Source organism: Hymenobacter sp. J193 (assembly GCF_024700075.1).
In the GTDB taxonomy this organism is placed as follows: Bacteria; Bacteroidota; Bacteroidia; order Cytophagales; family Hymenobacteraceae; genus Hymenobacter.
In genome coordinates this window covers 1,216,251-1,229,923 of record NZ_JAJONE010000001.1, presented here as the reverse complement: position 1 = coordinate 1,229,923, position 13,673 = coordinate 1,216,251, and the positions used below count along the sequence as shown (strand labels likewise).

Annotated in this window: 12 protein-coding genes; 8 read left to right on the top strand and 4 right to left on the bottom strand. The window is 61.0% G+C overall.

Annotation, left to right across the window (positions count from 1 at the left end; translation table 11 throughout):
• Window positions 1-54: 54 nt before the first annotated feature.
• The gene (locus tag LRS06_RS05290; protein ID WP_257870525.1) at window positions 55-1,956 is read right to left on the bottom strand and encodes a hypothetical protein; all 1,902 of its coding nucleotides are present in this window, start codon (window positions 1,954-1,956) and stop codon (window positions 55-57) included.
• Window positions 1,957-2,199: 243 nt separating this feature from the next.
• Between LRS06_RS05290 and LRS06_RS05285 the strand changes: the two genes are divergently transcribed.
• The 6 genes from LRS06_RS05285 (at window position 2,200) to LRS06_RS05260 (ending at window position 10,427) form a co-directional block, all read left to right on the top strand.
• Window positions 2,200-3,465, top strand: a complete 1,266-nt coding sequence (locus tag LRS06_RS05285; RefSeq protein ID WP_257870524.1) for a putative DNA modification/repair radical SAM protein — start codon at window positions 2,200-2,202, stop codon at window positions 3,463-3,465.
• 77 nt (window positions 3,466-3,542) lie between these two features.
• Window positions 3,543-3,722, top strand: a complete 180-nt coding sequence (locus LRS06_RS05280) for a hypothetical protein (protein WP_257870523.1) — start codon at window positions 3,543-3,545, stop codon at window positions 3,720-3,722.
• A gap of 47 nt (window positions 3,723-3,769) precedes the next feature.
• Window positions 3,770-4,648 (top strand): alpha/beta fold hydrolase, encoded by an 879-nt coding sequence (locus tag LRS06_RS05275; RefSeq protein ID WP_257870522.1) that lies wholly within the window; start codon window positions 3,770-3,772, stop codon window positions 4,646-4,648.
• Window positions 4,649-4,657: 9 nt separating this feature from the next.
• Window positions 4,658-5,611: a TIGR03915 family putative DNA repair protein gene (locus LRS06_RS05270; RefSeq protein WP_257870521.1), complete on the top strand. Its 954-nt coding sequence runs from the start codon at window positions 4,658-4,660 to the stop codon at window positions 5,609-5,611.
• Window positions 5,612-5,641: 30 nt separating this feature from the next.
• Window positions 5,642-6,496, top strand: a complete 855-nt coding sequence (rfbD, locus tag LRS06_RS05265) for a dTDP-4-dehydrorhamnose reductase (protein ID WP_257870520.1) — start codon at window positions 5,642-5,644, stop codon at window positions 6,494-6,496.
• Between the two features lie 454 nt (window positions 6,497-6,950).
• On the top strand, window positions 6,951-10,427 hold the full coding sequence (locus LRS06_RS05260) for an Ig-like domain-containing protein (RefSeq protein WP_257870519.1): 3,477 nt from the start codon (window positions 6,951-6,953) through the stop codon (window positions 10,425-10,427).
• Between the two features lie 92 nt (window positions 10,428-10,519).
• Here LRS06_RS05260 and LRS06_RS05255 read toward each other — a convergent pair whose 3' ends face one another.
• From LRS06_RS05255 to LRS06_RS05245, 3 genes are all read right to left on the bottom strand, one after another.
• Window positions 10,520-11,641: an MFS transporter gene (locus tag LRS06_RS05255; RefSeq protein ID WP_257870518.1), complete on the bottom strand. Its 1,122-nt coding sequence runs from the start codon at window positions 11,639-11,641 to the stop codon at window positions 10,520-10,522.
• A gap of 423 nt (window positions 11,642-12,064) precedes the next feature.
• Window positions 12,065-12,532, bottom strand: coding sequence for a nuclear transport factor 2 family protein (locus tag LRS06_RS05250; protein ID WP_257870517.1), 468 nt, complete (start codon window positions 12,530-12,532; stop codon window positions 12,065-12,067).
• Between the two features lie 96 nt (window positions 12,533-12,628).
• Window positions 12,629-12,799 (bottom strand): hypothetical protein, encoded by a 171-nt coding sequence (locus LRS06_RS05245; protein WP_257870516.1) that lies wholly within the window; start codon window positions 12,797-12,799, stop codon window positions 12,629-12,631.
• A 225-nt stretch (window positions 12,800-13,024) separates the two neighbouring features.
• Here LRS06_RS05245 and LRS06_RS05240 point away from each other — a divergent pair, with 225 nt between their 5' ends.
• Complete coding sequence (locus LRS06_RS05240) at window positions 13,025-13,195, top strand: hypothetical protein (RefSeq protein WP_257870515.1); 171 nt, start codon at window positions 13,025-13,027, stop codon at window positions 13,193-13,195.
• 193 nt (window positions 13,196-13,388) lie between these two features.
• Window positions 13,389-13,673 (top strand): hypothetical protein, encoded by a 285-nt coding sequence (locus tag LRS06_RS05235; RefSeq protein WP_257870514.1) that lies wholly within the window; start codon window positions 13,389-13,391, stop codon window positions 13,671-13,673.

The following is a 13,673-nucleotide window of genomic DNA, read 5'->3' as shown; positions in this document are numbered from 1 at the left end:
GCAAACCAGCAGACGTTGCACAGGCGCCAAAAGGCATTACGCGGGCGTCGGCCCCTACTCGTACCGCGTAATGCCCGGCTGCCCGAAAGTGAAGCCGCTGAAATCGTAGTAGGGGCGGGCGTTTTCGAAGATGCGCAGGCCGTTGTTGGTGTACTGCCCGCGCGGGTAAAAACCCAGCAGCAACTGGAACGTGCGCAGCACGGTGTACTCGTTGCGGAAGCGCAGCCCGATGCCGATGCCGGTATACGGCGCCTCGCTGAAGGGCAGGGCCCGGCCCGGCTTGGTATTCAGCCAGGCTGCGTCCAGAAAGCCCACCGCCGCCACTCGGAAGCCCAGAAACGAAAACGGGGTGTACACGGTGGTTTCGTAGTTGACCACAAAGCGGCTGGTGCCGCGCAGGTTGCCATCGGAGGTGAAGCCGCGCAAGCCCCGCTCTCCTTCAATCGAGAGGGGCCGCTCATCGAGCCGCCGGTTTACGCCAATGATGGAGCGGTTCCAGAGGAAATGCCGCCACTGGAAGTTGCCAGTGTGGTAGAGGCGGGTGAAGTACAGGATTTCGCTGCTGATGAGGCCCTGCTGCCAGTCGTTCTGCCGGCCCTGGATAAACGAGCTTACCTCGCCGCGCATATACAGGTAGCCCCGGCGCGGATGGTAGCCGGCCCCGGCCAGCTGCAGGCCGTAGTAGCGGCGGTTATCCACGCCATTGAACTCGTAGCCGGCCGTGAGGCTAGCCAGGGTGCCCGTCGGGATGTCCTCAGTGCGCCCGAAGCCAAACAGGTAGGTATCCTTATAATAGCGCCGCACGCTGTAGCCCACCGTACCCAGCAGCAGCACGTTGTCGCGCTGGATTGGGTCGTAGCTGCGGGTGTAGGCGGTGCGAATCGAGCGGCCCGACACAATCAGTCGGCCGGGGTTTTCATAGCCCAGGTCGTAGCTTTTCAGGCGCAGGGAGCGGCCCAGCCACATATCCTGCACGTGGTAGGTGACGGGCTTGAACACGTACGGGTCTTCCGGGGTGCCCAAGCCGCTGACGGAAGGCAGCAAATCAAAATAATCGTAGCTAAGGGCGCCCGCGTACTTGGTCGTAATCGAGTAAAAGTCGCGGGTGATGCGCAGGCCACCCTGGCGGCGCCGGGTTTCGTTGAGGTAGTTGGCCTGGGCATTCAGAAAGTAGCGGAACGGCACCAGATAGCTGCCCTCGTAGCGCCAGGGCTGGGCGCCCTCCAGCCCATCGGTACTGCGGCCATACTCGTAGCGGTTGCGAAACTGGTGGCCCTGGCCCAGGAAGTTCACGTCGCGCAGCCCGATAACGCCGGCCGCCACGTCGCGCAGCTGCACCGAGCCGCTGAGGCTGAACACGTCCTTGGTTACTACCTCAATGTCCACACTGTCGCGGGAGCTGGTTTGCTCGTTCACGAACACGCGGGCGTCCAGCAGCTCGGCCGTCTGGCGCAGCAGGCGCTCTGATTCCGACAGCGCCTGGGGCTCCAGCTCGCCGCCGCGCCGAAACAGCAGCACCTGCCGCACCCGCGCCCGGGAGGTTTTGATGTGCAGCGCGTTGCCGCCTTTTTCCAGCAGGTTGCGCGGCACCCGGCTGGGGTCGTTGATGCGGTAGCCAAACGCGTCGAGGGTGCGGATATTGATGCGCCGCACGATTTTGTAATTGTGCCGGTCGTACTGTCGGTTTAGCAGCTCGGCATCGAGGCCGGCCTTTTCCTCGCGCCGCTCCGTGAAGTTGAACAGCGCCGCTGCAGCTTTGCCGGCAATGGTTTTGCGCTTGGTATAGGCCTTGAGCTGGTTGAGCAGCTTTTCCTCGTCGAAGCGGCGGCGCAGGGAGTCGGCGCGGGTTTCGCTGATGGTGTCGGGCGCGGCCGTGGGCACGGGCTGCTGGGCCGCAGCGGGCCGCACCAGGCCCAGCGCCAGCAAAACTCCCCCAATCCAGGCCACATAGTTCATAGCATTCCCACGGCAGATCGGGCAAGATACAGCCTCGCCGGCTTTGATGCACATGGTTGCTGCGCGCGGGTAAGCAGAAGAGCAGCAAGTTGCCCAACCAGGTTGGCATAGCCAAGGCACGAAGGCTGGTTGGTACTCGGGAAAGTTGGTGGCACCGACGGAACGATTCTAAAAAAATTAGCCTTGTATTCTATTGCGTAGCAAAGAGCAAAGGACTATTTTTAAGCCCAGAAACCGCCCCCGATGAACGAGCGAATCCAGGAAAAGCTAAGTATTTTGGCAGACGCCGCGAAGTACGACGTATCGTGCTCCAGCAGCGGCGGCAAGCGCAAAAACGTGGACAAAGGCCTGGGCAACGCCGAGGGCATGGGCATCTGCCACTCCTACACTGAGGACGGCCGCTGCGTGAGCTTGCTGAAAATCCTGCTCACCAACCACTGCATCTTCGACTGTGCCTACTGCGTGTCGCGCCGCTCCAACGACCAGAAGCGCGCCGCCTTTACGGTGGATGAAGTGGTGGACCTGACTATGAATTTCTACCGGCGCAACTACATCGAAGGCTTGTTTCTGAGCTCGGGCATCTTTTCCTCGCCCGACTACACCATGGAGCGGCTGGTGCGCATCATCAAAAAGCTGCGCACGGAGCATAAGTTCAACGGCTACATCCACGTGAAAGCCATTCCGGGCGCCTCGGAGGAGCTGATTCAGGAGGCCGGCCTGTATGCCGACCGGCTGAGCGTGAACATCGAGCTACCCTCGGAAATGGCCTTAACCACCCTGGCGCCCGAGAAAAACTACAAGGAAATCCTGACGCCAATGGCGCAGATCCGGGACGGCATCATTCAGAACAAGGAAGAAAAGTCCCTGTTCAAGAAGGTGCCGCAGTTTGCCACGGCCGGCCAGAGCACCCAGCTCATCGTGGGCGCTTCCGCGGAAAACGACCTGCAAATCATTAACCTGTCCGACTCGCTCTATAAAGGCTACGGCCTCAAGCGCGTGTACTACTCGGGCTACATTCCCGTCACCGACGATGCCCGCCTGCCGCAGGTCACGCAGCCGCCTCTGATCCGGGAGCACCGCCTCTACCAGACAGACTGGCTGATGCGCTTCTACGGCTTCCAGGCCGACGAAATTCTGGACCCCGCGCACCCTTTCCTCGACCTGGAAATAGACCCCAAGCTGGCCTGGGCCCTGCGTAACCGCCATGTGTTTCCGGTGGACGTGAATACGGCCGACTACGAAATGATTCTGCGCATTCCCGGCGTGGGCGCCCGCTCGGCCAAGCGCATTGTGGCCGCCCGGCGCTTTGCCCCGCTCACCCTCGACCACCTGCACAAGTTCGGGGTGGTACTCAAGCGGGCCAAGTTCTTCCTCACCTGCCGCGGCCAGGCCCTGGAGCGGCGGGAGCTGGACGAGCAAGCCATCCGCCGCCAGATTCTGTTCGGGGCCGGCTCTGTCCGCTCGGCCCTTGTCACCCAACAGCTCGATTTATTTGCCCAGGCTTCTTAGCTGGTGTTTGACTTTGCCTAGTCCTTCGACCAGCTACGAACCTAAAAACCAACAACAATCAACTTAAAACAATCATCATGACTGTTTCTCACCGCGGTGCCGACGCGTCGGCCGCTTCAACTCACATGGCTAAGTCGGAAAAAGTAGCGCGTCTGGCGTGCTGCTGCAAGCTCTCAGAACTGCTGCCGCTGGTGCGGCAGATGCACCAGCGGGCCGCCCAGGCCAATGCCTCCCGCCAGGAGCAGCAGGCCGCGTAGCGGGGCGCCTGGCATAACCTTTCCGGGCGCGGCCGGGTAGGCAGAGCATGACTTTTCCACTTGAGGACCACTACGTTCGCACCAACGGACGCACCCTGCACGTGGTGCAATGCGGGCCCGCCGCCGGCCCGCTGGTTGTGTTGCTGCACGGCTTTCCCGAGTTCTGGTACAGCTGGCGGCACCAGCTGCCTGCCCTGGCCGCGGCGGGCTTCCGGGTGTGGGCTCCCGACCAGCGCGGCTACAATCTCAGCGACAAACCCACGGAGGTAGCGGCCTACCGTCTGTCGGAGCTGGGCAAAGACGTGCTGGGCTTGCTCGACGCGGCCGGGCACGCGCAGGCCGCTATTGTGGGGCATGACTGGGGCGGCATTGTGGCGTGGTGGCTGGCGGCAGAGCATTCCAACCGGATTTCGCGGGCCGTTATCCTGAACGTACCGCACCCTAAGGCACTGGGGCAGGTGCTGGGGCAGGCCCCGCGCCAGCTCCTTAAAAGCTGGTACGTGTTCTTCTTCCAGCTGCCCGGGCTGCCCGAGTGGCTGTTTCGGCGCCGGCGGTTCCGGTTTGGGCGTGGCAGCCTGCGGGGCACGAGCCGGCCGGGGACTTTTCCGACTGAGGAGCTGAGCCACTACGTAGCTGCGTGGGCGCAGCCGGGGGCGCTGACGGGGATGATCAACTGGTATCGGGCCGCTTTGCGCCAACCCACGCGTACGGGGCGGGTAAGCATTCCGGTGCAGGTGCTTTGGGGCCGGCAGGATGTGTTTCTGGAACCGGAACTGGCCCAACTCAGCCTGCGCCACTGCGACCAGGCCACGCTGACGTACTTCGAGCAGGCTACCCACTGGCTGCATCAGGAAGAGCCCGCCGAAATAAACCGGCTGCTGCTGGAGTTCCTGGGGCCGGAGCTGCCAGATTCCCCATCTGTCTAACTGCTGCATATGCCTCGTTTTCTGCCTGCGTCTCAATCGTCAGTTCCAGTGCCAAGCGTCGCCGCCAACCCACGCAGGAATGCTCCGAGTCTGCACAACGCTCCGCTCGACTACTCCTACGACGGCACGTTTGAGGGCCTGCTGACGGTCTTGTTCACAGTCTATGACCGCCAGGCCGCGCCCAACAGCATTCAGCCCCACGGCGCGGTGCAGGGCGGCTTGTTTGCGCAGCCCGTCTCGGTAGTTACCGACGAGGCGCTGGCCGCGCGGGTGTGGAAAAACCTGCTGCGCTATGTGGATAAAGATGCCCGCACGCGCCTGTTTCACGTGTTTCTGAGCGAAGCGTCTGACCGGGAACTACTGATTTTTCGCTACGCCGATCTGGCTATGCGCGCCGGCCGCGACATCTCGGAAAACTATGCCGATGACAATGTGCGCCGCGTGCAGCGCCTGGCCCAGCAGATGTACCGCGAAAAGCACCGCATGGAGGCCTTCGTGCGCTTCGAGAAAACCCAGGATGGTCTGTTCCACGCCACCATCGAGCCCGATTTCGACGTGCTGCCGCTTATTGCCGCCCATTTCAGCACCCGCTACGCCGACCAGCGCTGGCTGATTTACGACCGGCGCCGCCGCTATGGCCTCTACTACGACCTGCACCGCACCGACGTGGTGGAGTTCGATACTGCCTCGCCCCGGCACAGCGCGTCGGTGTCAGCTACGGTGCTGGACGAGCGGGAGCCCCTGTTTCAGCTGCTCTGGCAGGCCTATTTTGACCACGTGAATATTCCGGAGCGCAAAAACCTGAAGCTGCACCGCCGCCACATGCCGTTGCGCTACTGGCGCTACCTCAGCGAAAAGCAGCCCCGTGAACAGCGCTTTGAGGCTATTCGCAACAAGCGACCGGTGCAGCCTGGAAGTCCGGCAATAGGGCCGGGTGAGCATCCGGAGGAGGAAAAAGGGTAATTTGCGCCCATTCCTCTCTTTCCTGATTCTATGGGTTCTACTCTTGTTTTCGGTGGCGGCGGCCAACTGGGCCAATGCCTGCAATATGTGGCGCAGCAGCGCAACCTGGCGGATATCGTATTTCTGCCCGAAGAGCAGGCCAACATCCTGGACCCTGGAGCTTTGCGTGAAACCTTTGCCCGATACCAGCCTGCCTACATCATCAACTGCGCCGCCTATACGGCCGTGGATAAGGCCGAGGATGAGGTAGACCTGGCCCGCCGCGTGAACCGCGACGGCGCTGAAAACCTGGCCCGCCTGTGCGGGGAGTTTGGGGCCACGCTGCTGCACATTTCCACCGACTTCGTGTTTGCCGGCACCAGTAACCAACCTCTCTCGGAAACCGACGAAGCCGCGCCCATCAGCGTGTACGGCCTCACCAAGCTCGAAGGCGAGGAAGTTATTCCGCGGCACACCAGCCAGTACTTTATTCTGCGCACCAGCTGGCTGTACTCCGAGTACGCCGGCAACTTTGTGAAAACGATGCTGCGCTTTGGCCGGGAGCGGGAAGAAATGCGCGTTATCTGGGACCAGCTTGGCACGCCAACCTATGCCATCGACCTGGCCGGCTGCCTGCTGCACATCATCGAGAGCGGCAGCACGGCCTACGGGCTCTACCACTACAGCAACGAGGGCGTAACGTCCTGGTACGATTTCGCGGCGGCCATTTTTGAGTTGGGCGGCCTGCCTACCCGCGTGGTGCCCATCCGCACAGCCGAGTACCCTACCAAAGCCACGCGCCCGGCTTTTTCGGTGATGGACAAAACCAAAGTGAAGACAACCTTGGGGCTGACCATTCCGCACTGGCGGGACAGCCTGAAAGTTTGCCTGAGCCGGCTGGCCTAAAGTCGGCGGCAGCGTAGTTGCCTTAAGCCTCGCCGGGTAGTTTCATAACTGCCGGGTGGGGCTTTATTGTGTCTGTCTGATTGGGTAAGATGGAGGGTGAAGAAGCAAAAAAATTGGTTTTCTGGCCATTTGACCCCATTTTACGAGGTATGAACCAAGCAGAAAACCCGGTAAGCCTTCTTGTTTATACGCTTGCTGCACACGTTCGCCGCAGGGGTAAACCCTTCTGTTTGCCTAGCTATAGCAGTTGATTAGGAGTGAAGGTAACCTACAAGCCAATTCAGGTTTGCGCCTTAGGCGCAAGCAACAGACCTCACCAACTCAAAATGAATCAGCACTAGCCCTGCCAGGAAACGAAATCTGCTCTCAAAAGGCGCCGAATCAAAAGAAAATAAGTCTGGTCTTATGGCCGGTACTGCAGAAAGACAACTCATCTACTTAATCCCCACCACGCATGAACCAAACGACTACTACTGCCCACCTCTGGCGCCGGCTGGCGCGCCCGCTGCTGGCGGGGGCGGCTCTGCTCGGTAGCGCCCTTACCACCAATGCCCAGACGCTGGTTTGGGAAGAAAACTTCGACGGCAACGCTATCAACCCTGAAACCTGGACCTTCGACTTCGGCGATGGGTGCGAGCGGGGCGTGTGCGGCTGGGGCAACCAGGAACTGCAGTATTACACGAGCCGCCCGGAAAATGCCCGCGTCGAAAACGGCAGCCTCGTGATTGAGGCCCGCAAGGAGAAATTCCAGAACAAGGAATTCACTTCTGCCCGTCTGAAAACCTTTGGGCGTGTGCAGTTCAAGTACGGCACGCTCGAAGCCCGCATCAAAGTGCCCAACCTGAAAAACGGCCTCTGGCCCGCGTTCTGGCTGCTGGGCACTACCGGCACCTGGCCCGCCAGCGGCGAAATCGACATCATGGAAATGGGCGCGCAGGCTTCGTACCCCAGCAACGTGAACAACTGGACCAGCGGGGCCGTGCACTGGAGCTACAAGGGTACTCAGGCCGACTACGGTCAGACCTATAAAGGCACCACCGACCTCACCGACGACTACCACGTGTACAAAATGGTGTGGGATGCCCAGGCCATCAAAATGTACATTGATGGCACCCAGTACTTCGTGGTAGACATTTCCAAAGCCACGGAAAACGACATGGAGGAGTTCCACAAGCAGCAGTACATCCTGTTGAACCTGGCTGTGGGCGGCAACTACACGGGTATTCCCAGTGTGGGCGGCATTACGGCCCCGCTGCCTGCCAAAATGATGGTGGACTACCTGAAGCTCTACCAGAACCCCAGCGACGAGTTGTACCTGGCCAAGGAGCATGCCTATGCCGGCGAGTTCGGCATCTACACCGAGAAGGCATCCATCACCGATAAGTTGAAGTTTGGCGAGGGTGCGGAGCTGTACTACTGGAACAACCTCACCAACATCGACCCGGCCCCGGCGGCCTACGAAGGCAGCGAGGTGCTGGCCGTGCGGGCCGCGAGCGGCAACTGGTTTGGCATGGGCGTGGACCACGCTCCGCTGAACATGCTCAATTTCGCTGAAAACGGCGCGCTCAAATTCCAATTCAAGAGCAGCTACAAAGGGCAGTTCAAGATTGGGGTGAAAAGCGGGCACGGGGAAAGCTGGATCAACTTCCCGGCGGGCGGCGCAACTCAGTACGGGCTGGTGCGCGACGGCGCTTGGCACGAGGTAACCATTCCGCTGAGTGCCTTCAACCAGCCCAACGTAGGCATGCACATCGACCTGGGTTCCATGACCAGCCTGTTCATGTTTGCCGGCGACCCGGCCACCAGCAACGCCGACTTCCACTTTGACGACATGCGCCTGAGCGGGGGCGTAGCGGCGAATCCTTCGCCTACCGTATCCATTACCGCGCCTACGGCCGATGCCATAGCCACCACGCCCGCCAGCGTAACCATCACGGCCACGGCCGCCGACGAGAATGGCTCAGTGGCGAAAGTGGAGTTCTACCAAGGCGCCACCAAGCTGGGCGAGGACACGTCAGCTCCTTACACCTACACCTGGACGGGTGCCGCGGCCGGCATATACACGCTTACGGCTAAGGCCACCGACAACGAAGGTGCTGTGACTACCTCGAAGCCGGTAACGGTTTTCGTGGCCGCGCCCAACAACGCCGCGCCGGCCGTGAGCCTGACTACCGACAAAACCAGCTACCTCACGCCCGCCAGCATCACGCTCACAGCTACGGCTACCGATACGGATGGCTCCATCTACAAGGTAGATTTCTACCAGGGCACTACGCTGCTGGCTACCGACATGACCAGCCCCTACACCTACACCTGGACGGGCGCGGCAGCCGGCACCTACAGCCTCACGGCCAAAGCCACCGACAACGGCGGCGCGGTGAAGACATCAACCGCCGTGAGCATCACGGTGGCTGACCCGGTGAAGCCAACCGTCACACTGACCAGCCCCGTGGCTACCGACAAGTTCACGGCTCCTACGACCATCACGCTAACGGCTACGGCGGCGGATGCCAATGGCACCGTGAGCAAAGTGGAGTTCTATAATGGCGACACCAAGCTGGGCGAAGACACCTCGGCCCCGTACGCATTTGAGTGGAAGAACGTGGCCGCCGGCACCTACAGCCTCACCGCCCGGGCTACCGACAACGATGGCAACATGACTACCTCAGCGGCCGTGGCCGTGGCGGTGAAAGCCGTAGCCTGCACCGGCACCGCCACCAGCGGCGACTACAGCTACGAGGTGTTCAGCCAGGGTGGCAGCGTGACGTACACCTTCCACCCGCTGGGTGCTACGGCCGGCGGCAACCTCGCCCTCATCTACATTCAGGAAGGTGGCGCGGGCGCGTATCCCGGCTACGGCATGACGAAAAACGACGCGGGCGACTTCACCTTTACCCGCCCCATTGCTGATGGCGTAGCTACCAGCTTCTACTTCACGTACCAGGCAGGAGCCGGCGGCCCGGAGAAAAACACCGCTGCCACCCCGCATACCTACACCGTAGGCCAGAACTGCGGCGGCACCACGCCTACCAACTCGGCGCCTAGCGTGAGCATCACGGCGCCCGCGGCTTCGGCCAGCTTTACGGCCCCGGCTACCATCACCATTACCGCCGATGCGGCCGATACCGATGGCACCGTGAGCAAAGTGGAGTTCTTCCAGGGTACGACCAAGCTGGGCGAAGACACCTCGGCTCCGTACGCATATGAGTGGACGGGCGTAGCGGCCGGTACCTACAGCCTCACCGCCAAAGCCACCGACAACGAGGGTGCGGCCACCACTTCGGCGGCCGTGAGCGTGACGGTAACGGGCAGCAGCACTGGCACAGAGGGGTATTGCTTCACTACGGAGGAGTACAGCTTCAAGGCCGAAACCATGGGTGAGAACGTGACTTTCACCTTCCACCCGCTGGGCGCTACGGCCGGTGGCACCCTGGCCCTGATTTACATCCGGGAAGGCGCCGAAGGAGCTTACCCCGGCTACACCATGGCCAAGAATGACGCCGGTGACTTCACTTTCACCCGCCCCATTGCCAGCGGCACTGTCACGAGCGTGTACTTCACGTATCAGGTAGGCGCCGGCGGGCCGGAAAAGAACACGGCTGCTACCCCACATAGCTACACGGTAGGCAGCAGCTGCGTCACTACTACCGCCAGCAAGCAGCCCGGTAGCCTTACGAGCATAGCGGTGTACCCCAACCCCAGCGCGGGCCGCACGGTCATTTCCTTTACTTCCCTGAAGGCCGGCAACTACACGGCCATCCTCTACGATCTGAAAGGAGCCCGACTCCGCACCATCGGCGCGGGCCGCGCGGTCGGCAGCCAGCCGGTAGCCCTGGAGCTGAACGCAGCGGAGCTGGCTAATGGCGTATACCTGATTCGGGTAGTAACCGATAAGGAAGCCGTAACCAAGCGCCTTGTCATAAGCCGGTAGTTCATCTGCTCTATCATCGTGAAAAAGCCCTGGCCATTACTGGTCAGGGCTTTTTGCTTTCAGGAAACTGAGGGTAGCCAGCGGCGGCCCGGCTAGCGGGCGTACCAGCGGTTCGCCAGGTAGGCCGCTACTACAAAGCTTAAGCCCAACCCGCACACGCCCCACCAGTGGAAAAGCGCCCAGGCCTGCCCGCCCAGCAAGGAGCCCAGCGAAGCTCCGATAAAGCAGGCCGTCATGTACACGGTGTTGAGGCGGCTGCGAGCCTCGGGCAGCAGGGAGAAAATACGGGCCTGATTGGAAATGTGGGCCATCTGCTGACCTACGTCCAGCACCAGCACACCCAGCACCAGCACCAATAGGTACTGCCCGCCAAAAGCCAGTACCACGTAGGCACTCATAAACAACAGCACACCCAGGTTCAAAGCATAATCAGGCCCTTTGCGGTCGGCGGATTTGCCGGCGAAGGAAGCGGCAAAGGCGCCGCTGGCTCCGATGAGGCCAAATAAGCCGGCTACTTCGCTGCCGTAGCGGTAGGCGGGGCTTTCCAGGAAAAACACGAGCGTAGTCCAGAAGGCGCTGAAGCCGGCAAACAAGCACAGGCCCACCAGCGCCGAGCGGCGCAGCACCGGCAGGTCGCGAATGAGGGTGCCCAGAGAGCGAAGCAGGCTGCCGTAGCTGCCGGGAAAGTGCGGCTGGTTGCGCGGGAGCATCCGGGCCAGCACCGCTGTAATAAGCACCATCACGGCGGCACCCACCCAGAACATGGTGCGCCAGCCGAAGTGCGCCCCTACGTAGCCGCTGATGGTGCGGGAGAGGAGCACGCCAATCAGCAACCCGCTCATGATGCGGCCCACCACACGGCCCCGTTCTTCCTCACTGGCCAGCGAAGCCGCCATGGGAATCAGCAGCTGCGGCACCGCCGAAAACAGCCCGATCAGCAGGCTGGCTCCTGCCAGCAGGAGGAATGTAGGGGCAAAAGCTGCGCCGGCCATCCACACGGCCGCGCACAGCAGCAGCGCCAGAATCAGGCTTTTCCGTTCGCGCTTGTCGCCAAGCGGCACCACAAACAGCAAACCCAGCGTGTAGCCTACCTGCGTGATAGTGGCTACCAGGCTGGCCTGGCTTTCGGAAAGGCGGAAGTCGCGGGCTATTTCGGCCAGCAGCGGCTGGTTGTAGTAGATGTTGGCCACCACCAGCCCGCACGTCACGGACATCAGCCAAACCAGACCGGACGCGAGTGGGGAGTGGTTGAGTCCTTTAGCTTTTCGGCGGGTACAGAACCCGCCGCAGGAATAGGAGAAGACATAAGCAGATACCGCCGGCCGCCGCCGGGTGCGGCTGGCCAAACAGCCCCTACTAACCGATTTCAGCGCGGAAGGTTGCTGTTAGGCGTGTTATCCTAGCTAGCTTGACTTGTTACCTGCTACTTAAAAAGCTTCTGAGAACGGGTCACGTAGTTGAAACCAGCCGAGCAAGTCTATCCAGGTATTATAATGCTGGTGCATGATCCGGCGTATGATAGAAAAGAAGATGCGCTTTGCGTGTCAAAAGGGCTTGGCAGCATCCTCCGTAAACAACAAATGCCCCGCTGGTCAAGCCAGTGGGGCATTTGTTGTTTGTAATCCAGGAGGCAGACGTTACTTCACTCGCACCGGCAGGCCTTCGAGCTGGGCGTAGCTGAGCTTCCAGGCGTTTTTGGCGTTCTTTTTCCAGAGCAGGATGAAGTTTCCTTCGCCCACGCCACGGGGCTGGGTGCGGTCTTCGGGCACTACTTCCACTTCAAAGGTGCCGGCTTCATAGGCCGTAGCGGCGTCGTTGCCGGAGCTCACGGGGCTTAGCTTGAGGTCGTTGATGGTGCCCACGGTTTCGCGGATCCACTTATCGGAAACCTCCGACTTGCCGCTGAAGTGCGACTCGCCCTGCAGGTACTGCACGTCGTCGGCGAGCAAGGTGTCGAGTTGCGTGGTGTTGCGGCTGTTCCAGGCGCCAATGAACTGCTGGTTGAGGGCGTGGACGTCGACGGCCGTGGCGGTGTCTTCTTTCTTGGTTTGGGTGCAGGCGCTCAGCAGGGCAAAACCGAGGCCCGCCAGGAGGGAGTAACGCATGAGAACAGGGTGTTGGTGAGGGAGAAAGGAAGAGAAAAGAACCAGAAAACCCAGGCCCGCAGGCCTGGGTTTGATATTAATAAGGTGCTGAGCCGATTACCAGCTCTTGCGACGAACCTGCGAATCGGGATACGCCGAGTCACGGTCACCGTATGAGTCGTTGGGCAGGTAGGCGAGGCCATTGGCGCTGGCACCGTAGGGTACGGGGTTGCCGTTGGCATCGTAGAGCATGGCGGCACCTACACCAGCGCCAGCTGCCAGGGCCATAGCCGGCGCGGCCGAAGATGTTTTGGTAGTTACCGTACGGGTTTTAGCCTGGTTGGAGCTGGCTACGCTGGCCCGGTAAGCGGCGCGGTCGGCGGCGGCCTGGTTGGCAGCGGCTACGCGGGCGGCTTCGGCCTTGCGCTTGTTGTCGACGCGCTTCCCGATTACATAGCCTACGCCGGCACCGGCGGCGCCACCTACTGCGCCCCCTACAACCCGGTTGCGCTTATGAATGACAGCACCAGCCGCGGCACCACCCAGGCCACCAATGATGGCACCTTTAGCCTGCGGGCTTACTTTCTTTTATCCTGCGCATGGGCAGACTCACCAAAAGCCGAGGTGAACAATATGACGAGGGCGAAAATCCAGCTGATCTTTTTCATGACAAATTGCTGTTAAGGGTCGGAGGTGTACTTGTTGATTCTGGAAGGGATTTTACAAGCACCATGCCAGTACGGCCCCAGTAACGGTTGGGTTCGGGTTTCTGCTAGTTATATATAATTGGGTTGATATAATGAAAATGGCCGCCTAATGTGCTGCAAATGGCAATAATTACGTATGACCTGGCATGATGGAACACTGCCTGCTCCGCGTGGAAAAAAGTTTTAGCCTGCCGGGCTTGGGGGTGTTATTACTCCCCGAAAACCCGTCATCGGTCCTGAGCGAACTGGCTTTATACAGCGCCCTGGCCGTGCAGCTTCGCTACCCCGATGGGCATGCGGAAGCCGCCACCGCCACGGTTGAGGAAGTATCGAGAGAAACCACCGCAACAACTAAAAGCTCAACCGTCCGGGCGCTACTGCTCACTCACGCCGAGGCCACGCCCGTGCCCGCCGGCACCGAGGTGTGGTGGGCGGGCCAAGAGGCCGGCTGGTAG